This is a genomic window from Muriicola marianensis, assembly GCF_014638095.1.
Classification (GTDB): domain Bacteria; phylum Bacteroidota; class Bacteroidia; order Flavobacteriales; family Flavobacteriaceae; genus Muriicola; species Muriicola marianensis.
Genome location: NZ_BMFH01000001.1, coordinates 1,314,358 through 1,334,443, shown reverse-complemented (window position 1 = coordinate 1,334,443; position 20,086 = coordinate 1,314,358). Strand labels below are relative to the sequence as shown.

General features: G+C 49.2%; 16 protein-coding genes and 1 tRNA gene. 8 read left to right on the top strand and 9 right to left on the bottom strand.

Annotated features, from left to right (window positions below; all coding sequences use genetic code 11):
- Window positions 1-23: 23 nt before the first annotated feature.
- Complete coding sequence (gene pyrH / locus IEV19_RS06070; RefSeq protein WP_188369773.1) at window positions 24-731, bottom strand: UMP kinase; 708 nt, start codon at window positions 729-731, stop codon at window positions 24-26.
- A gap of 147 nt (window positions 732-878) precedes the next feature.
- Between pyrH and IEV19_RS06065 the strand changes: the two genes are divergently transcribed.
- Window positions 879-2,750, top strand: coding sequence for a M61 family metallopeptidase (locus IEV19_RS06065; RefSeq protein WP_188369772.1), 1,872 nt, complete (start codon window positions 879-881; stop codon window positions 2,748-2,750).
- Between the two features lie 49 nt (window positions 2,751-2,799).
- Here the strand turns inward: IEV19_RS06065 and tsf are convergent, their stop codons facing one another.
- From tsf to rplM, 4 genes are all read right to left on the bottom strand, one after another.
- Window positions 2,800-3,624: a translation elongation factor Ts gene (gene tsf / locus IEV19_RS06060; RefSeq protein WP_188370742.1), complete on the bottom strand. Its 825-nt coding sequence runs from the start codon at window positions 3,622-3,624 to the stop codon at window positions 2,800-2,802.
- A 58-nt stretch (window positions 3,625-3,682) separates the two neighbouring features.
- Window positions 3,683-4,816, bottom strand: a complete 1,134-nt coding sequence (gene rpsB, locus IEV19_RS06055) for a 30S ribosomal protein S2 (RefSeq protein WP_188369771.1) — start codon at window positions 4,814-4,816, stop codon at window positions 3,683-3,685.
- Between the two features lie 219 nt (window positions 4,817-5,035).
- Window positions 5,036-5,422 (bottom strand): 30S ribosomal protein S9, encoded by a 387-nt coding sequence (gene rpsI, locus IEV19_RS06050; RefSeq protein ID WP_188369770.1) that lies wholly within the window; start codon window positions 5,420-5,422, stop codon window positions 5,036-5,038.
- Complete coding sequence (gene rplM / locus IEV19_RS06045) at window positions 5,422-5,877, bottom strand: 50S ribosomal protein L13 (protein WP_188369769.1); 456 nt, start codon at window positions 5,875-5,877, stop codon at window positions 5,422-5,424. Before rplM ends, rpsI begins: the two co-directional genes overlap by 1 nt.
- 244 nt (window positions 5,878-6,121) lie before the next feature.
- Between rplM and IEV19_RS06040 the strand changes: the two genes are divergently transcribed.
- On the top strand, window positions 6,122-6,610 hold the full coding sequence (locus tag IEV19_RS06040) for a lipocalin family protein (RefSeq protein ID WP_229732497.1): 489 nt from the start codon (window positions 6,122-6,124) through the stop codon (window positions 6,608-6,610).
- Between the two features lie 49 nt (window positions 6,611-6,659).
- Here the strand turns inward: IEV19_RS06040 and polA are convergent, their stop codons facing one another.
- Window positions 6,660-9,494, bottom strand: a complete 2,835-nt coding sequence (polA, locus tag IEV19_RS06035; protein WP_188369767.1) for a DNA polymerase I — start codon at window positions 9,492-9,494, stop codon at window positions 6,660-6,662.
- Between the two features lie 55 nt (window positions 9,495-9,549).
- The gene (locus IEV19_RS06030) at window positions 9,550-10,539 is read right to left on the bottom strand and encodes a glycosylasparaginase (RefSeq protein ID WP_188369766.1); all 990 of its coding nucleotides are present in this window, start codon (window positions 10,537-10,539) and stop codon (window positions 9,550-9,552) included.
- 43 nt (window positions 10,540-10,582) lie between these two features.
- On the opposite strand from IEV19_RS06030, the gene IEV19_RS06025 reads away from it, so the two are divergent.
- The 3 genes from IEV19_RS06025 (at window position 10,583) to IEV19_RS06015 (ending at window position 12,977) form a co-directional block, all read left to right on the top strand.
- Entirely contained in the window at window positions 10,583-11,305 is a 723-nt protein-coding gene (locus IEV19_RS06025; protein ID WP_188369765.1) for a copper homeostasis protein CutC, read from the top strand.
- 54 nt (window positions 11,306-11,359) lie between these two features.
- Window positions 11,360-12,589 carry a metallophosphoesterase gene (locus IEV19_RS06020; RefSeq protein WP_188369764.1) on the top strand — a complete coding sequence of 410 codons (1,230 nt, stop codon included), beginning with the start codon at window positions 11,360-11,362 and terminating at the stop codon, window positions 12,587-12,589.
- 91 nt (window positions 12,590-12,680) lie between these two features.
- Window positions 12,681-12,977: a thioredoxin family protein gene (locus IEV19_RS06015; protein ID WP_163691579.1), complete on the top strand. Its 297-nt coding sequence runs from the start codon at window positions 12,681-12,683 to the stop codon at window positions 12,975-12,977.
- A 46-nt stretch (window positions 12,978-13,023) separates the two neighbouring features.
- Here the strand turns inward: IEV19_RS06015 and IEV19_RS06010 are convergent, their stop codons facing one another.
- Window positions 13,024-16,359: a glycosyltransferase family 117 protein gene (locus tag IEV19_RS06010; RefSeq protein ID WP_188369763.1), complete on the bottom strand. Its 3,336-nt coding sequence runs from the start codon at window positions 16,357-16,359 to the stop codon at window positions 13,024-13,026.
- A gap of 173 nt (window positions 16,360-16,532) precedes the next feature.
- Between IEV19_RS06010 and IEV19_RS06005 the strand changes: the two genes are divergently transcribed.
- A tRNA-Gln gene (locus tag IEV19_RS06005) sits at window positions 16,533-16,604 on the top strand.
- 181 nt (window positions 16,605-16,785) lie between these two features.
- Window positions 16,786-18,039: a S8 family serine peptidase gene (locus tag IEV19_RS06000; RefSeq protein WP_188369762.1), complete on the top strand. Its 1,254-nt coding sequence runs from the start codon at window positions 16,786-16,788 to the stop codon at window positions 18,037-18,039.
- A 64-nt stretch (window positions 18,040-18,103) separates the two neighbouring features.
- Here IEV19_RS06000 and IEV19_RS05995 read toward each other — a convergent pair whose 3' ends face one another.
- Window positions 18,104-19,414 carry a cation:proton antiporter domain-containing protein gene (locus tag IEV19_RS05995; protein ID WP_188369761.1) on the bottom strand — a complete coding sequence of 437 codons (1,311 nt, stop codon included), beginning with the start codon at window positions 19,412-19,414 and terminating at the stop codon, window positions 18,104-18,106.
- Window positions 19,415-19,613: 199 nt separating this feature from the next.
- Here IEV19_RS05995 and rimP point away from each other — a divergent pair, with 199 nt between their 5' ends.
- Entirely contained in the window at window positions 19,614-20,075 is a 462-nt protein-coding gene (gene rimP / locus IEV19_RS05990) for a ribosome assembly cofactor RimP (RefSeq protein ID WP_188370741.1), read from the top strand.
- Window positions 20,076-20,086 lie beyond the last annotated feature (11 nt).

Genomic DNA, 20,086 nt, shown 5'->3' with positions numbered 1-20,086 from the left:
AAGTAACACAAATTTTTGAAAAACTAAAGGTTTACGACCGTTCCGATGTTCTGACCCGAAACGATCTTGAGCAGGTTGCCCTTCTTGTTCATGTCAAAAACAACTATGGGCAATTCATTTTCCTGGCTCAGGGTAAAGGCTGTCGTATCCATGACCTTCAGGCCCTTTCGGAGGACCTCATTGAAGGATATAGTGTCGAATTTTGTGGCGTTCTTGTCCTTTTCCGGATCACTGGTGTATATTCCGTCTACCCGGGTACCTTTGAGGATCACATCGGCCTCTACCTCTATCGCTCTGAGTACGGCTGCCGAATCAGTTGTGAAGTAGGGGTTTCCGGTCCCCCCTCCGAAGATGACTACCCGTCCTTTTTCAAGGTGTCTCATAGCTCTCCTCCTGATAAAAGGCTCGGCCACCTCGTTGATCTTGATAGCCGATTGCAACCGGGTTTGCACCCCTTTGTTTTCGAGGGCACTCTGCAGGGCAAGTCCGTTGATCACAGTAGCCAGCATTCCCATATGGTCTCCCTGCACCCGGTCCATACCACTACTGGCCCCGGCCAGACCGCGGAAAATATTACCGCCTCCGATGACTATGGCCACTTCGATGCCTTTGTCAACGACCGCCTTGATCTCATCGGCATAAGCTGCCAGTCGTCCCGGATCTATCCCGTATTGTTTTTCACCCATCAGGGCCTCACCGCTGAGCTTGAGGAGGATTCGTTTGTAAGCCATCTTGCGTATTTGATTTGCAGACAAAAATAATCAAAATTATTGAGGACAATTCTCTATCTTACCCCTTAAACCCGAAGTAATTTTGTGGGTTCTTTCCGCCATTCATCGAGCGAATAGGAAGGGTTTCCCGCTGTAAAAACATTACGGATGTACAAAAAGATCGCTCCGTTACTCTCCCTGGCCCTGCTCCTGGGTTGTAAAACAGTTAGTACAGGTACTGCTGCTTGCAATAACCCGGTTCAGGTCAGCATAGACCTTTTGCAGGTGGTGGATGATAAGGTAAAAGTGCGGGTAGATCCCGGGCCGTTCACTGAGGATGAGGTCCATTTCTTTCTCCCCAAGGTAGTGCCCGGCACCTACAGCGAGAACGATTTTGGCCAGTTCGTATCAGAACTGGTTGCTCTGGACTATCAGGGGAATCCCCTGGAGATTGAACAAAAAGATCTCAATACCTGGCGGATCCCTAATGCCCGAAACCTGGACCTGCTGGAGTATGTAGTGAATGATACTTTTGATACGGAAACGGAGTATGAGGATCCTGTGTTTTCACCTGCAGGTACCAATATCCTGGATGGAGAGAACTTCCTTCTCAATCTTCACGGATTTGTTGGTTATTTTCAGAGTTTTAAGGAAGTGCCTTATGAATTGAACATCGCTTCCCCTGCATCCCTGGAAGCCACCACCTCCTTGCCTCGTATGGCAACCGAACGCGAAGGTAAGGGGACACATCGTTTTTTGGCCAGGAGGTATTTTGAACTCATTGACAACCCTATCATGTTCGCTAAACCCAACTCGGTGACCTTTAGCCTGGCGGATATCGATGTAACCCTGAGTGTATATTCCCCTAATGCGACTTATTCGGCAAAGGATCTGCAGCCCAAGATGGAAGCCATGATGAAGGCACAAAAGGAATTTCTGGGAACACTAAGCGGTACCAAGACCTATACTATCTTGCTGTACCTTTCCCAGTTTGATAATCCCGATGCCACTGGCTACGGAGCACTCGAACACCATACCTCAACCGTAGTGGTCCTCCCCGAGATGTTGCCCAGACCTGCCCTGGAGGAAGCCATGGTGGATGTGGTATCACATGAATTTTTTCATACCCTTACACCACTGTCTGTCCATTCGAGGGAAATACAGTTTTTTGATTTCAACGAGCCTAAAATGTCCATGCATCTCTGGATGTACGAGGGAACGACAGAGTATTTTGCCAATCTGTTCCAGGTACAGGAAGGCCTGATCACAGAGTCGGATTTCTATGATAGGATGGCAAAAAAGATCTCCAATTCCAAAGCCTATGAGGATAGGATGTCATTCACTGAGATGAGTAAGAATGTGCTGAGTTCGCCCTACAAAGAGAACTATTTAAACGTCTATGAAAAAGGAGCCCTGATCAATATGTGCCTGGATATCCTGCTCAGGGAAAAGAGCAAAGGGGAGAAGGGAGTGCTTTGGCTTATGGGGGAGCTCGCTGCTAAATACAACGAAAATACGCCCTTTGAAGACGCAGATCTGATCGCAGAGATCACGGCTATGACCTATCCTGAGGTCGGCCAGTTCTTCAGCAGGCATGTGCAGGGCAACGAGCCCATCCCTTACGGTGATTACCTGAAGAGAACAGGCCTTAAGGTGGAGACATCGGAGGCTCCGGCGTCCTTTTTCTTTATGGGGCAGATTCCCTATATAGATGCAGATCCGGCAGACCTGGATACTATTTTTGTCCAAAAAGGGATGGAATTGAACTCCTTTTTCAGGGATCTTGGAGCCATGGGAGGGGACGTGATCTTAAAAATTAATGATACCCTCATCACCTTAGACAGTATAAGGGTTATCATAGGGGAGAGTTTTAGCTGGGACGCAGAGAAAGATATCCGGATGACTGTACTGCGTGATGGGAATACGATCGAACTGAGCGGAAAGGCCGGAATGCCTACCTACACCGAACGCAGGATCACCGAAATTGAAGGGGTTGGTGAAGAAGCACTTTCCCTGAGGAAGTCCTGGCTGAATCCATAAAAAAACCGCCTCTTTTCAGGGAGGCGGTCTTTGTTCTTTTCCGGGATCATTATCCCAGGGCAACTCTTTCAAATCCGGTTACCTCGAGGTCCTTATCCACAGATTTTACGTAATTGGCTACGCTTACTTTACTGTCCTTGATAAAATCCTGATTCACCAGCGTATTGTCTTTAAAGAATCGCTGGAGTTTTCCCTGGGCGATCTTGTCGAGCATAGCTTCAGGCTTTCCTTCCTGCCTGAGCTGATCTTTCGCGATCTCAATCTCCTTGTCAATAGTCTCCTGATCAACACCGGAAGGATCCAGGGCCACAGGATTCATAGCTGCCGCCTGCATGGCAACGTCCTTGGCGGCTTCTTCAGCTCCGTTGACGGCTGCGGAAAGCCCCACGAGCGTGGCGATCTTGTTTCCTGCGTGGATGTATGAGCCAACAAAGGGAGCAGACAGTTTCCTGAAACCACCGATCTCGATCTTTTCTCCGATCACCCCGGTCTGTTCAGTAAGCTTTTCCTGCACGGTAATCCCGTTGTAGTCTGCCTGCAACAATGAATCCAGGTCATTGTATCCCAAAGCGAGTTCCGCCAGATCATTGGCCAGAGCTACGAAGGACTCATTTTTGGCGACAAAATCTGTTTCACAGTTCAGGGAGATGATCACTCCTTCAGTCCTGCCATTGTTGACCTTGGCAATAGCAGCTCCTTCTGAAGATTCCCGGTCTGCCCTTTTCGCGGCAACTTTCTGACCCTTTTTGCGCAGGATCTCAATCGCCTTGTCGAAATCACCTTCGGCCTCAACCAGGGCATTCTTGCAATCCATCATCCCGGCTCCGGTGGTCTTTCTCAGTGTGTTTACGTCAGCTGCGGTAATTTTTACCATCATGTCGTTTTTTATTTATGGATGCCTCAGGCTATCCTTATTATTGAATGTGTTTAATTTATTCTACGCCGGCTTTGGCATTGTCCTGCCATTCCTTCAGTTCATCCCATTTGCCTTCAGCAGCCATTTTAGCCTGCTTTGGCCATGATGCCGGATTCTTGGAAGCATAACGCGAACCGGCTTCCGAAAGGATGGCTTTAAGGTCGTCCTCTGTTTTATCTGCCAGATCACCAAAGGTCCTGATACCGGCTTTTTTAAAGACTTCTGAAATCTTGGGACCGATCCCTTCCACCTTGGTCAGGTCGTCTGCGGCTGGCTTCTTGGTTTTCTTGGGAGCTTCTTTCTGTACTTCTTCCTCTATCTCTTCGGCCATGTCCTCTACTTCCGGAGCAGCTGTGGCCTTCGGTGTCTCCTCTTCGTCTTCTTCCACTTCCACTACCACTTTTTTCCTGGCCTTGGGAGCTTTTACTTCTTTTCCTTCCTCATCGGCCTGCTTCTCTGATTTGCGCTCTGCCAATCCTTCTGCCACAGCGTTGGTCACGTGCGTCATGATGATCTCAATCGACTTGGAGGCATCATCGTTGGAAGGGATGACAAAGTCGATAGGCCTCGGGTCAGAGTTGGTATCCACCATGGCGAAGATGGGGATGTTCAGTTTCTGTGCCTCTTTTACGGCGATGTGCTCGCGCATGGTGTCAACGATAAAGAGGGCACCCGGAAGACGGGTCATTTCCGAGATGGAACCCAGGTTTTTTTCCAGTTTGGCCCGCAAACGATCAACCTGCAATCTTTCTTTCTTGGAGAGGGTGTTGAATGTTCCATCCTTCTTCATTCGGTCGATGGAGGCCATTTTCTTCACAGCCTTCCTGATGGTCACAAAGTTGGTCAGCATTCCGCCGGGCCACCTTTCAGTGATATAAGGCATGTTTACATTCGCTACTTTTTCAGCAACGATGTCCTTAGCCTGCTTTTTAGTTGCGACAAAAAGGATCTTTCTTCCTGAAGATGCGATCTTCTGGAGGGCCTCACAGGCGTCCTCCAATTTTGCAGCGGTTTTGTAAAGGTTGATTACGTGGATCCCGTTGCGCTCCATATAGATATACGGGGCCATGTTTGGGTTCCATTTTCTGGTAAGGTGACCAAAGTGTACACCTGCCTCAAGGAGGTCTTTTACTTCTACTTTTTTTGCCATTTTTCTTAGTTTACGTTCTTTTGAATTAGCAATGCTAGAGTGGTATTCCTTTTGGGAAAGCCTCTGTCATTTAGATGCTAAACTAAATGTATCCGGATCCTCGAATCCCCAAAGGAGATCAGTTTTAATTCCGGAATTTTAATTGTCCCATGACAAGGGACTTTCAATGAACTTGAGTTATTACTGGGTTTGGGCCTAAAGAGCCCGGTCATTAAATTCTTATCGCTTGGAGAACTGGAATTTCTTCCTGGCCTTTTTCTGACCGTATTTCTTTCTCTCCACCATTCTTGGATCCCTGGTAAGGAGCCCTTCAGGTTTCAGCGTTTGCCTGTTCTCTTCGTCGATCTCACAAAGCGCTCTGGAAAGGGCGAGTCTGATGGCCTCTGCCTGTCCGGTGATCCCTCCTCCGTAAACGTTTACCTTCACGTCAAAGGCATCGTCGTTGCCGGTAAGGGCGAAAGGCTGCTTCACTTTGTACTGCAGGGTTGCTGTTGGGAAATATTCTGCAAGGTCCCTGTTGTTGACGGAAATAGAACCTTTTCCTTTAGAGAGGTATACACGGGCTACTGCTGTCTTCCTTCTGCCTATTTTATGTACTACATCCATTACTTGAGATCGTTGAGGTTTATAGTCGTGGGTTTTTGTGCTTCATGCTGATGTTCGGCTCCGGCATACACCTTGAGGTTCCTGAAAAGGTCTGCTCCCAGTTTGTTCTTTGGCAACATGCCCTTTACAGCTTTTTCCACCACGGCCGCAGGATTTTTTGCTTTCAGCTCATTGGCGGTCAGGGAACGCTGCCCACCTGGGTAACCTGTATGTCTGATATAGGTCTTCTGGTCCCATTTGTTGCCTGATAGCTGTACCTTCTCGGCATTGATCACGATCACGTTGTCCCCGCAATCCACGTGAGGGGTGAAGTTGGGTTTGTTCTTCCCTCTCAGGATGGTAGCCACTTTTGAGGCCAGTCTTCCCAAGGTCTGCCCTTCAGCATCTACCAGCAACCATTGCTTTTGCACGGTAGCTTTATTGGCCGAAACAGTCTTGTAGCTCAATGTATCCACTACGTTCTATTTTATTGTTAAACAATTCTTCCCGAATATCGGGCTGCAAATGTACAATTATTAAGTTGAATTACAAATGGTTGTTTTCCTCTTTTTTATTTTTTTTCAGTGGTTTTGACAACCCTCCTACCGGGGCGTAAACCGATGATCTGTTCTCAATGGTCATTTCTGAGCCCGATAAACTATAATTTTCACCTGTTTCCCACGTTATACAGGGTAACAAGATTCATGGGTTATGAAAAAGATGGCGATTTATTATCTGCTGATGGGGTTCCTTATTGCAGCCTGTTCCACTGATAAGATGGCAGATAATGGTATTGATGGAATCATCGGAACATGGGAGCTCACTGCCCTCGAGATCAATGACGGCTCGGCAAGCTCTGAAGCAGAATTTGCACAGGACATCCTGGATGTTCTTTCTGCTTCGGATTGTTATCTCCTTACCCTGATCTTCAACGAAGACCTTACTTTGGTCACCCAGGATGCTACTAACTACCTTGAGATAGGAGTTAACAGTTCGGGAACAGGACTGGATGTACCTTGTCCTGTTCAGCGGGATACCTTTACGACCAGCTATACCTATGTAGAGGGAACGCTGACCTTTACTGACGAGAATCAGCAATCCGTTACTGTGGATGCCCTAATAAATGGGAATACGATGGTCATCTCAGCCCGGGATCTGGCTGTGGAAAACTTCAACTCTGAGGGGAATCTGGTATTTTCACGTAGATAACCCGCATAGTATACATTTACCCTCTCTTGTTTAGGGTTTATTGCTAGACTCAGTGGGCCTCGAGCCAATTGTGTCCTACTCCGATCTCTACATCGAGGGGTACTTTCAGGGCATAGGCAGACTCCATGGATTTCTTTATTAGGGTACTGACCTCCTCTAGCTCCGGTTCATGCACATCGAAGACCAGTTCGTCATGTACCTGTAACAACATCCTGGTCTTGAAATTCCCTTCTTCCAGTTTGCGATGTATATCGATCATGGCGATCTTGATGATATCGGCGGCGCTTCCCTGAATAGGCGCATTGATAGCGTTCCTCTCCGCAGCTCCCCTGACCACTGCATTGCTGCCATTGATGTCCTTGAGGTACCGGCGCCTGCCAAGGACCGTCTGTACATAGCCGTGCTCCCTGGCAAAATCGACTTGGTCGGCCATGTATTTCCTCAATTTAGGGTAGGTCTTATAATAGGTGTCGATGAGTTCCTTGGCCTCCGTTCTGCTCAGGTCTGTCTGGTTGCTCAACCCAAAGGCCGAGACCCCGTAAATGATTCCGAAATTCACGGTTTTGGCATTGGCCCTCTGCTCCCTTGTCACCTCATTCAGGGGTATGTTAAAGACCTTCGAAGCCGTGGATGCGTGGATATCCTCTCCGTTCTTAAAAGCTTCTATCATGGTGTCCTCATCGCTCAGGGCTGCGATGATCCTCAATTCTATCTGGGAGTAGTCTGCCGCGAGCAACACGTGGTCCTTATCCCTTGGAATAAAGGCTTTGCGAACCTCCCGTCCCCTTTCGGTCCTGATGGGGATGTTTTGCAGATTGGGATTGTTGCTGCTGAGACGTCCTGTAGCTGCCACGGTTTGCATATAGTCCGTATGAACCCGTCCTGTACGTTCCTCCACCTGGGTGGGCAGGGCATCCACATACGTACTCTTTAATTTGGTAAGTCCCCTGTACTCAAGTACATCCCTGATGATCTGGTGGTCTTTAGCCAGGTAGGACAGCACATCTTCGGCCGTGGAATACTGCCCGGTTTTGGTCTTTTTGGGTTTGTCTACCAGTTTCAGCTTGTCAAAGAGTATCTCCCCCAACTGCTTGGGCGAACCTATATTGAAGGTCTCTCCGGCTTCTTTGTAGATCTTTTCTTCCAGGAAGGCGATATCGGTGTCGAGTTGGGTCGACAAGCCCTTCAGAAAATCCTTGTCGAGGTTGATCCCCTCCAGTTCCATATCTGCAAGGACCCTGAGCAGGGGTATCTCTATATCCCTGAACAGGTCCATGGTTTCGGCCTCTTTCAATTCCTTTTCAAAATGTTGAGCCAACTGCAGGGTGATGTCTGCATCTTCTACTGCGTACTCCGTCTGCTTGTCGAGGGGTACTTCTCGCATGCTCAGCTGGTTCTTGCCTTTTTTCCCGATGAGTTCACTGATGGAGATCGGGGTGTAATTGAGGTAGGTCTCCGAGAGCACGTCCATATTGTGCCTCATATCGGGATTGATCAGGTAGTGGGCCAGCATAGTGTCAAAAAGCGGTCCTTTTACCTCTACCCCGTATTTGCGAAGCACCTTGATATCATACTTCAGGTTTTGTCCTACTTTCTCTATGTCCTCGGAGGCAAAGAATGGCCTGAGCCTATCGATCAGCGCATCGGCTTCACCTCTTGCCTCCGGAAAGGGCAGGTAGAATCCCTTGCCGGTTTCCCATGAAAAAGCGATCCCCACCAATTCTGCTTCAATCGGGTTCAGGGAAGTGGTCTCGGTATCGAAGCACACCCTCTCCTGTTTCATAAGGTTTTTCAGAAAGAGATCCAGGGCCATACCGCCCTGTACGCTCTGGTAAACATGGGGGACTTCTTCAATGGTCTTCCTGCTCGAAACCACTTCGAGTGTGGCGGGTTCCTCCCCCTTGTTGCCAAAAAGGGAGAACTGCCCGCTTCCCGCTGCCTGGGCTTGTTGTTTCCCGGTTTCTGTATTGGTGACCATGGTAGGTGTGCCTTCGGTCTCTCCGGAAAATATCTTGATGAATTGCTCCCTCAGCCTTCTGAATTCCAGTTCTTCGAAGATCGCCTGCACTTTTTCATTGTCGGGGGCTGACAGTTCGTAGTCCTCGGCATCAAAGGTGACATCGCAGGTCACGCAAATGGTGGCCAGTTGCTTTGATATCTTTCCCAGTTCTGCGTTCTCGATGATGCGTTCCTTCATCTTGCCCTTGAGCTTGTCCGTATTTTCCAGCAAGCCCTCAAGGGAACCGAATTCCGCGATGAATTTCTTGGCGGTCTTTTCACCCACTCCGGGAAAGCCGGGTATATTGTCCGATGAATCTCCCATCATCCCCAGGTAATCGATCACCTGCTCGGGTCGTTCTACTCCAAACCGCTTTTGCACCTCAGGGATGCCCCATATCTCAATCCCATTTCCCATCCGGGCCGGGCGGTACATAAAGATGTTCTCTGAGACCAGCTGACCGAAATCCTTGTCAGGGGTGACCATAAAGACCTTATAGCCTTCCCGTTCGGCCTGTTTGGCCAGGGTTCCAATGATGTCATCGGCCTCCAGGCCCGAGATCTCCACACAGGGGATGTGCATGGCCTTGAGGATCTTCTGAATATAAGGGACGGCGATCCTGATGGCATCCGGGGTCTCGTCGCGGTTAGCCTTGTACTCGGGGAACAGCTCCGTGCGTTCTGTGCTGCCGTCCTTGTCGAAGCAAACAGCGAGATGGTCCGGTTTTTCCCTCTTGATCACATCGAAAAGGGAATTCATAAAGCCCATGATGGCCGACGTATCCATCCCTTTTGAATTGATCCTGGGGTTCTTGATCAGGGCGTAATAGCCCCTGAAGATCAGGGCATAGGCATCCAGTAAAAAAAGTCGCTTTTGTTCGGCCATAACTGCTTTTTATAAGGGTACCAAAACTACGAAGAATATCCGCCAAACTAAAGGGTCAGCTTTGCAGATAACTGGGGGCTGGAATATTTTCATGTCCTCTCTCACTGAATTTCCTGTAGGAGAAGCCCGGATGTATACAATAGGCCCCTGTCTCACCCGCCTTATTGACTGCGATAAAGCCGATCTGTATGTCACGATAATTCTCCTTTTTAGCAATGATCCTCCGTACTCCTTCCTCACAGGCTTCCTGGGGGGATTTGCCCTGCCTCATCAACTCCACGATCAGGAAGCTGCCCACTGTGCGCACCACCTCTTCTCCCATGCCTGTGGCTGTGGCGCCTCCTATTTCATTGTCTACAAACAATCCCGCCCCGATAATAGGGGAATCGCCAACCCTTCCGGCCATTTTGTAAGCCATGCCGCTGGTCGTGCAGGCCCCTGCTATATCCCCGTTTGAGTCAATAGCCAGCATGCCGATGGTATCGTGGTTCTCGATGTTGATGACGGGCTCGTACTTAGAGGTTTTTTTCCATTCGAGCCATTCCTGACGCGATTTTTCCGTGAGCAGATTTTCCTCCGGAAATCCCATCTCCAGGGCAAATTTCCTGGCGCCTTCCCCGGCCAGAAGCACATGAGGAGTCTCCTCCATGACTTTCCTTGCGACGGATACGGCATGAACGACGTCCTTTAAATACACCACGGCCCCACATCGGCTGTCCTTGTCCATGATACAGGCGTCCAGGGTCACGTGACCGTCCCGGTCTGGTCTTCCACCTTTCCCGACCGATTGGTTGTTCACGTCGGCCTCCTCCACCATAACGCCTTGTTCCACAGCATCCAGGGCAGAACCTTCTCCCTCCAGAACTTCATAGGCCTTTGCCGTAGCGTTTGGCACATCCCAGGTCGCGATTACCATCGGTGCTGACAGGGATTTAGTTTTATTCTCCATTTCCTGTGGATCGTCCTTACAGGAAGACGCCCAGGCACCTCCCATAAGGGCTGCTCCGCCCAGGCCTCCGTTTTTAATGAACTTTCTTCTGTCCATACCGTTTGCGTTGATTACATTTATGCGATTAAAGATAGGGATAATGACCGTAGAAGTTTGTGTGACCTCCCTGGAATCCGCCCTGCTTGCTCAACAGGCAGGGGCACAGCGGATAGAACTTTGTGCGGAACTTTCACTGGGAGGGATCACCCCGTCCATCGGCCTTATCAGCACGGTCAGGGAAGCTATTCAGATCCCGGTGCACGTCCTGATCAGGCCCCGGAGCGGCGACTTTACCTATTCGGAACAAGAGTTCACGATTATGTTACGGGACATAGAGAGCTGCAGGTCCCAGGGTGTTGATGGGATCGTAGCTGGAGTGTTGGAAAGGGATATGACAGTGGATTGGGAAAGGACCTCGGAACTATTGCATCACAGTGAGGGCATGTCCTTCACCTTTCACCGGGCATTCGACTGGGTACCTGACCCAGCCGGAACCTTTCTCAGGTTGCAGGAATTGGGGGTGCACACCTTACTTACCTCCGGGCAGGCACAAACAGCCGAAAAAGGGATTGGAGTCCTTCAGGAGTTATTGAACCTTTCATCCGGGTGTGTTGTGATGCCGGGAGGAGGGATCAATGCCCGGAACGCTTCACTTTTTGAGGAAAATGGCTTCGCAGCACTGCATCTTTCCGCCAGCCGACAGGTTGTCAACACGCCGAAAACGCATCCATTAATTATGAGGTCATCAAACTTCCCGCCGGAGAATCACGTCCTACAAACGGATCCTGAAATCCTCAGAAAAGTGATCGAAAGCGTTAATTAAGTCTAAAAGAATCCCTCATGGCTGCGTAATAAAATATATTTGCAAAAAAGGAATATGCTTCGCTGGGTTGTTTTTATTGCCATTTACTGCATCATGGGGTTCTACTCCCTTCAGGCGATCAAAACGGTTTCCCGCTTTCCTTGGGTCTATTACTCATTTATGGCTCTCGGGCTTCTGGTCCTTGGAAATTTTATCTATCAATTCACCTTCGGGGAGAGTGATGGCAGTGTGCTGAATCGGCCAAAGAGCTATGCCTTCGGCTTCCTCATCGCCATGCTCACCTTTGAGGTCATAACCATTATCTTCCTGTTCTCAGAGGACATATTCAGAACGATCTCTGCCGGGTTAGGTCGGATGTTCGGTTCTTCCACAGAGTTCAGTTTACCCGCACGGAGGCGTTTTCTCAGTATGATCGCCATGGGGATTGCTGCCATTCCCTTCAGTGCATTGCTCTATGGAATGTACAGGGGTAAATACAATTTCCAGGTCCTGACATACGACCTGGAGTTTGATGACCTCCCGGATGGTTTTCACAACTATCAGATCACTCAGATCTCGGATATCCACAGCGGGAGTTTCGACAACAGGAAGAAGATTGAATACGCCGTCGACCTGATCAATAAACAGGAGAGCGATGTGATTCTCTTTACGGGTGATATGGTCAATAACATGGCCCTGGAGATGGCTCCATGGAAAGATCTTTTTTCCACCCTTACGGCCAGGGATGGAAAATTCTCAATCCTGGGTAACCACGATTACGGGGATTACGTGCGGTGGGATACTCCTGAACTCAAAGCGGAGAATCTCGAGGCCTTAAAGGATATGCAGAAGGAGATGGGCTTCGACCTGTTGCTGAATGAAAGTCGGTACTTGCGAAAAGGCCAGGACAAACTCGCCCTCGTGGGCGTAGAGAATTGGGGTCGGGGCGGTTTTAAAAAAGCAGGCGACCTGAAGAAAGCGGTCAGTCAGATCGACAAAGATGACTTCAAGATCCTGATGAGCCATGACCCTTCCCATTGGGAGGATGTGGTGATACAGGATGAGTACCATTATCACCTCACCCTGAGCGGACATACCCATGGTATGCAATTCGGGATTGAGATCCCGGGATGGGTAAAATGGAGCCCAGTTAAATGGCGCTATAAATACTGGGCCGGGATCTATGAGGAATTGGGGCAATACATCAATGTGAACAGGGGGTTCGGCTTTCTCGGCTATCCGGGTCGGGTAGGGATCTGGCCCGAGATCACGGTGATCCGTCTCAAGAAGAAGGGAATTGTGTAAAAAATACGTTAAAGAATACCGTGTAAGCCTTTGATTTCCGTGGTGTTTAACAATTTTTACTACATTTGGATCGTAACCCAACTCAATACCTATGTCTAAATTCGGTGAACTGATAGATCTCAATGTGCCGGTTCTACTCGATTTCTACGCAGAATGGAATGAGCAATCAACGGCCATGCACCCCGTATTGAGGGATGTTGCTGCAGCTCTCGGTGACAAGGGCAAGGTGATCAAGATCGATGTGGACAAGAACAAGGAATTGTCCCAGGCACTTAGAGTTAAAGGCCTGCCTACCTTAATGATCTACAAAAAAGGGGAAATGGTCTGGCGGCAGAGTGGGGAGCAGGATGCCAATACTTTGATCGGTATTCTCAACGAATACATCTAATCTGAATTTTCCATTTATTTCACCCGGGAAAATCTTCCGGAGCTATCTAATTTTCAGGAACCTCAATTTCTTCCACCTGTGTCGCATCGGCATTGATGGTATCTGATGCGGGAAGCGTATCTATGATGCCAGGGGTGTCCATGTCTTCTTCCGGAAGTTCCTCAAGGAGGTCGTCCTGGTAGAAATGGCTGAACTGATCGATCTGGTCATTGAATACAGAGGTTTCCTTCTCCGCCATTTCCCTGTCGTCATTCTCGATCAGGATATCGATGATCCTTCGATATCCCTCCATGTCCCCGATGATATCCTCGAGATTGTCATACTGCTCGTCCAGGGGGGTGCCCGCGTAGTAATTCAACCTGCTTTGGTAGATCTCTTTGAGCTGCTCGTAAAGGGCCCTTGCCTTGGTGGTCTCCCCCACTTTGTAATACCCGTCGAGGAAAGGTTCCACAAAAGTGTAGAAGCCGTAATAGTCCACCGGCAGGTTTTCCATGGTCAGGTCGATGATCTCCCTGGCTTTGTCGATCTCATTCTCATCGATGAGGGCCTCAACCAGCCTGGCCAGGTTGCTCCTGAATGAGAGCCCCTGAGTACGGGTCTGAGGGTCGTGATAGATATCCGGACTACCCGAATTTCCCCATTCCCAGCCTTTGACGATATTGTACATGATCTCGGTATCGATGCGACCCATCTCATAGGAACTGGGATTCTTTGTCTTGATGGGCACCAGTTTGTAGGCCATCCCCTCCAGCTGCAGGTAGTCTTTCATCCAGATGTATTCTGCCTTGTCAAAACTTCCCCCTGAGAAATAGATAGGCCGCTTCCAGTCGTTATTCGCCATAATGTCTAACATCATGATGCGGTTTTTCGGCAGGGCCTGAGGCAGGTCAATATCGATATAATCCACGATCAGGGCAGAATCCTTTTCTTTGACCAGTCCGGATTCCAGCACGTTTTTCTTGTTGACCGGGATCCGGATCTTGTTGGTGGGATAGTAGACCAGGTCAAGAGTGCTTTCGGAGTATCCGCTGGTATCAGCCCCCTGCTTTTCGAGAAGTGATCCCAGTTTGGTCTGGGGGTTGTTGCTGCCTACCCAATTCATGAAGTCTTTGATGTCCCATCGCTTTTCCGTGATCCCCTGGTAATAGATCACATCCCTGTTACCGTATCGGTACAGGTCGTGGGTGAGTTGAGAGGGGATGGGGTCACTCTTGTAGGCTTTTCGCTTCATCTGGTCTACGTACCAGTCTGTCGCAAAAAGGCTTGTACAGATCACCCTGACATCGGTTCGGTGCCCTTCCACCTCCTGCACATACCAGAGCGGGAAGGTGTCATTGTCTCCTATGGTGAACAGCATGGCCCCGGCATCTTCCTGGCAGGAATCCAGGTAGGCTTTTGCCGCTGCCCTCGCCGTGTATCGGCCCGAGCGGTCATGGTCGTCCCAGTTCTGATAAGCCATCACCACCGGAACAGCCAGAAGGCAAACCGCGGTGATCACCGGTGCCCATATTTTCGGGGTAAGGAGTTTGCTGAATTCCTCATACAGGCCATAGACCCCAATCCCTATCCAGATGGCGAAGATGTAGAAAGATCCGACCAGGGAATAATCCCTTTCCCTCGGTTGAAAGATATATGGGTTTGTATAGAATTGTATGGCGAGCCCCGTAAAGATAAAGAAGACAAAGAGCACCCAGAATTGCTTAGGGTTTCGGGATACCTGGAAGACCAGGCCAATGATCCCCAGGAGTAACGGCAGGAAAAAGTAGGTGTTCCTCCCTTTGTTTTCCAGCACATCTTTGGGCAGGTTCTCCTGGCTCCCCAGGCGAAGGCTGTCGATAAAGCCAATCCCGCTCAGCCATTCTCCGTTCCCGTTGTAACGGCCCTGTACATCGTCCTGCTTTCCGACAAAATTCCACATAAAGTACCTCCAGTACATGTAGCCGAACTGGAATTGAAACATATAATTGATGTTGTCCCACAAACTTGGGGGTTGTACTTCAAGGTATTCGCTGAACTGCCGGAGGAAACTGATGTACTGCCCTTCGTCTATCTCCCCGTTGGCATAGCCTGTTTTGATCTGGTTGACCGCCCTCTGCAATTCCTCATTGCTGGTGGTCATCCTGAAATCGAGGGGGCCAAAGAACTTCATATAGTTCTCCGCATGCTGGTCGCTCCACATCCTGGGTAAAACACCCTGGTGATCAGGGTTAGGCCCCTGTATGGCATCTTCATATTTGTTGACGATAATGTATTTGCCAAGGGCTTCGTCTTTCTCGTATTTGGGTTTATCGTCCTTGTCAGGTCCGGGTTTGGCAAAGGCATCGGAGTAATAGGTACCGTAAAAAGGGCTGTCTACCCCGGGATACTGTTCCCTGTTGTAATAGGCGAGGAGGGACCTGGCATCCGATGGGTTGTTCTCGTTGATCACCACGTTGGCGTTGGCCCTTATGGGCAGCATCAGCCAGGAAGAGAAGCCCAGGAAGAGGAACATCGCACAGAGGACGAGGGTATTGGCTGTTACGTAGTTGTTTTTACGGGTGTACCTCAGGGCGTAATAGAAAACACCGACAAAGATAAGACCCATGATGATGGTCCCTGAATTAAAGGGCAGGCCTATGCTATTGATAAAGAAGACCTCACTCCACCCGAAAAGCTTGAGCACATAGGTCAGGGAAAATTTATATACCAGCATTAGTACAGCTACCACCGTGATATTGGCGAGCAGGAAATTCTTGACGGTGGTTTGTTTGTATTTTTTAAAGTAATAGAGCAGGCCAATGGAAGGGATGGCGAGGAAGCCCATAAACTGAATCCCGAAGGTGAGTCCGACCACAAAAGAGATCAAGATAAGGTATTTGTTGCCCCTGGGATGATCAAGGTTGTCTGTCCATTTCAGCCCCAGCCAGAGCAACAGGGCCATGATCAGGCTCGCCATGGCGTACACCTCGGTCTCCACAGCATTGAACCAGAAGCTGTCTGAGAAAGTCAGGGCCAGTGAGCCTACCAAACCACTCCCGAGGATGGCGATGGCCTGGGGATTGCTGAGCGCCCCGGACCCGGCAATGAGTTTGCGGGTGAGGTTGGTAATGGTCCAGAACATAAAAAGGATGGTGAAAGCACTGGACACAGCAGACATATAGTTCACCATCCTGGCCACCTGCTCAGGCTCCATGGCAAACATGGCAAAAAAGGCACCTATCATTTGAAAAAGGGGTGCTCCTGGTGGATGCGCCACCTGAAGTTTGGCCGATGTAGTGATGTATTCTCCCGCATCCCACCAGCTACCGGTAGGTTCCACGGTGAGGCCATAAACGATCAGGGATATAAAAAAGACCCCCCAACCGGTCAGAGAGTCCCATTTAGCGAAGTTTTTTGATACCATCAGGTCTTCCTTTTACCAACAGAGGCGAAATTACTAATTAAAAAATTTATCGGGATCAATATTTCCCAAGGTTTAACATCATTATGATATTGGCAGATCCCCGTGTGGATTGTCCTTAAATTTATTTGTGCAAACAAAACTTTGTCTTAAATTTGCACGCTCTTAAGAGGCATTGGCCTATGGTGTAATTGGCAACACTACTGATTTTGGTTCAGTCATTCTAGGTTCGAGTCCTAGTAGGCCAACAAAACCCCGGAAATTCTCCGGGGTTTTTTATTTTAGATCTTCTCAAGAGCCTTCCTGTAACCATTTAGTTCAATGTACACCGGACACCCCTTAAACAGGGAGAGTAAATCTTATATCTTTTCTTTGAAATTCTTAAAATTTTCTTAAATTCCTGCCATTAACAACATAATCATTCTATTTATGAAGCAATCAATGTTTAAGCGTATGGCTGTTCTGGCCGGCGCAGGTATCGTATTGTTCTCCTGTTCGGACGATACATTCAATCAGGAAGAGAACCTCGAACTTCAGAATGTCCTGGAGCAAATGGAAGAACCCGCTGTATTTAATCAGGGGAGTTATGTCATCGAAGGTTCTTATATCGTGGTTTTCGATCGCAAGGTCACAGGGGATGTCGGTGCCCGGTTCGGCAATGATCACAAAGCAGCCAACAATGCCGTCAGGGAGATGGCTACCAAGATCTTGGGTAGTATGGAGCTGAAGGAAGACGCCATCGGCCATGTATTCAGCAAAGCTCTGACCGGAGTCTCTGTCAAGATGAGCGAAGAAAAGGCGGCAGAACTCGAGGCGGATGAACGTGTTGCTTATGTAGAGAGAGACCAGATGTTCACCCTGGCCCCACCTCCCGGAAAAGGTCCCGGCGGCGGTGGAGGAGGCGGTTCTGCCGCCGAAGAGATCCCATGGGGGATTTCCCGTGTCAATGGCGGAGCTACCTATACCGGAAATGGAGTTGCCTGGATCATTGACTCAGGTATCGATTCCGGGCATGAAGATCTTAACGTAGATGTGAATCGAGGTTTCAATGCCTTTACAAAGGGCAAGGACTCTGATCTTTCTGCAGACGGAAACGGTCACGGAACTCATGTCGCAGGTACTGTGGCAGCTATCGATAACGAAGTGGGTGTAATAGGTGTGGCCGCAGGAGCTACAGTTATTCCTGTAAAAGTACTTGACTCACGTGGTAGCGGTTCCTACTCCGGTGTGATTGCCGGCATAGACCACGTAGCCGCCAATGGCAGCAACGGCGATGTCGCCAACATGAGCTTAGGGGGCGGTTTTTCGCAGGCTGTCAATGATGCGGTGATCGCCGCGGCAGGAACTGGAGTAAAATTTGCGCTCGCGGCAGGGAACGAAAGCACGAATGCAGCTACTAAATCTCCTGCCTCTGCCAATGGTCCGAATATCTATACCATCTCGGCCATGTCTCAGGGTGACAATTGGGCATCATTTTCTAATTACGGCAATCCTCCGGTCGATTATTGTGAGCCAGGAGTGGCGATCAAATCGACCTGGAAAGGCGGGGGATACAATACCATCAGCGGTACTTCCATGGCCTCTCCCCACGCGGCCGGCATATTGCTTTTGGGTAATATAGGAAACGGTGGAAATGTCAATGGGGATCCTGATGGAAATGCAGATACCATAGGGGTGAATTAGAACACCTCAACAAATATCTCTAATAATGAAAGGCTCCTGTAAAGGGGCCTTTTTCTTTAAAGTCCTAGAGATTTTCAGGGTCTTCTTCGGGAAAGGGATCTTCACTCTCGGCAATTTCATGAGTGGATCTCCCGCTGGCTTCCTGCGTTCCTGACAATTCCTCTTTTTCTGCCAGATCGAGCAGGGTCCTGGTCTTTTTCTTGTCCCGGATCATCGCCCATGTCATGACCAGGCTTGAACCGATAATTACAAAAAGGAGAATTCCGGGCTCAAAGGTGGTCACCTGAGCTTCTGCCGGGATGGCGTAGAAGAGGAGTACAGTGATGAGTCCCCTGGGGGCTATAAATAGCTGGGGAAGGATATCACTCCCATAAAAGGTCCTGAGCAGCACAAAGCGCACGAGGTAGATTGAGATGATAATAAGCAGGCTTACCAGGGCGACGCTAAAACTAAAGAGGGAGGCGATAGCGATTGTCAGTCCGAAGATCACAAAGAAAAAGGTGCGGACCACAAAGGCGGTCTCCAGGGTAACGATATGGAGTTCGTGGTAGATCCTGTGCGCTTTTTCGTAGTCCAGGAAGTTGGCGAGCTTCCCTCTGAAGAAAAGCTTCATATTGGCTATGATCAGTCCAAAGATCAGGATGATGAGCAGGGACGAAAGGTGTAGTTGCTTCCCTATGGCATATAGTAACAAAAGCACGGCGATCAGGAGGAAGAGTTTAGCCTGGCTCTTGATCTCCTGGAAGATCAGGATGATGGCATAACTGGCCATCACGGAGATCACGATGGTCAGGATGATATTCAATGCAAACCCACCGGCCCCTCCCTGGGAAGCCGGGTTCAGCTCGCCTACCAGGAAATAGAACATCATGATCCCCATGATGTCGGAGAAGGTGCTCTCGTAGATATGGAATTCTTTTTTGGAGGGATCAAGGCCACTTACACTGGGGATGATGATGGCGCTGGAAAGGATAGACAGGGGCGTGGCGTACAGCCAGGCCGACTGCATACTCATCTCAGGCACAAATTGATACAGGATCATAGCTGCCAGGTAGGCCGAGCCCAACAGGCCCACCAGGGCCACTGCGAGCGACTTGAGTATAGGTACGAGTTTATCCTTTTTCAGCTCCAGTTCCAGGGCCGCCTCCAGCACGATCATGATCAGTCCGATAATACCCAGAACTTCCAGGGCCGGGAAGAAATCGACCTCGTCTGAGGAGAGGTAGGAGAGCACGAACTGCAGGATCACCCCCAGGAAGATCAGCAAGAGTACAGAGGGGATATTCGTCCTTTTGGAAATACCGTTAAAGATAAAAGAGAGAATGAGGATTACCGATGCCTCGATGATGATGTTGTAGGAAGAGAATACATCCATGGGGTCAGGTTGATTTGTACGAGTTAAATGTACGACTTATTCCATACAGGATGGAAATAGGTAATCTTCCGAACTTCTGGAAATTGTATGTGCGTGAGTCGAACGCGATTAAGAAAAATTGTGTATCTTTGCGCCACTGAAAGGATAGTAAAGTATTCATGAGGGGACCGTTAAGTCCCCTCTTTTGTTACTCATATTTATGTTGAAGGAAGAGGTAAAAAGCAGGCTGGACCAGATTTTACTGGAGAATCCATCGCTTTTTCTGATCGATTTTTCGGTGAGTCCGTCACAGCATATTAAAGTAGTGATCGATGGGGATGAGGGAGTGACACTGGAAGACTGTATGAAGGTGAGCAGGGCGATAGAGCACAATCTGGACAGGGAATCGACTGATTTTTCCCTGGAAGTGACCTCCCCCGGGGCTACGGAACCCCTGGAGATGCCCAGGCAGTACACAAAGAACATCGGGAGAAAACTGGAGGTGAAAACCTCCGAAACAACCATAACGGGAACCCTGGTCTCCGCTTCTGCAGAAGGGATAAAACTGGAGTGGAAAGCAAGGGAACCCAAACCCGTTGGAAAGGGAAAGACCACCGTATTGAAATCGGCAGAAGTTCCTTTCACGGATATTGTAAAAGCGAACGTAGTACTTAAATTTTAATTAGGATCAGC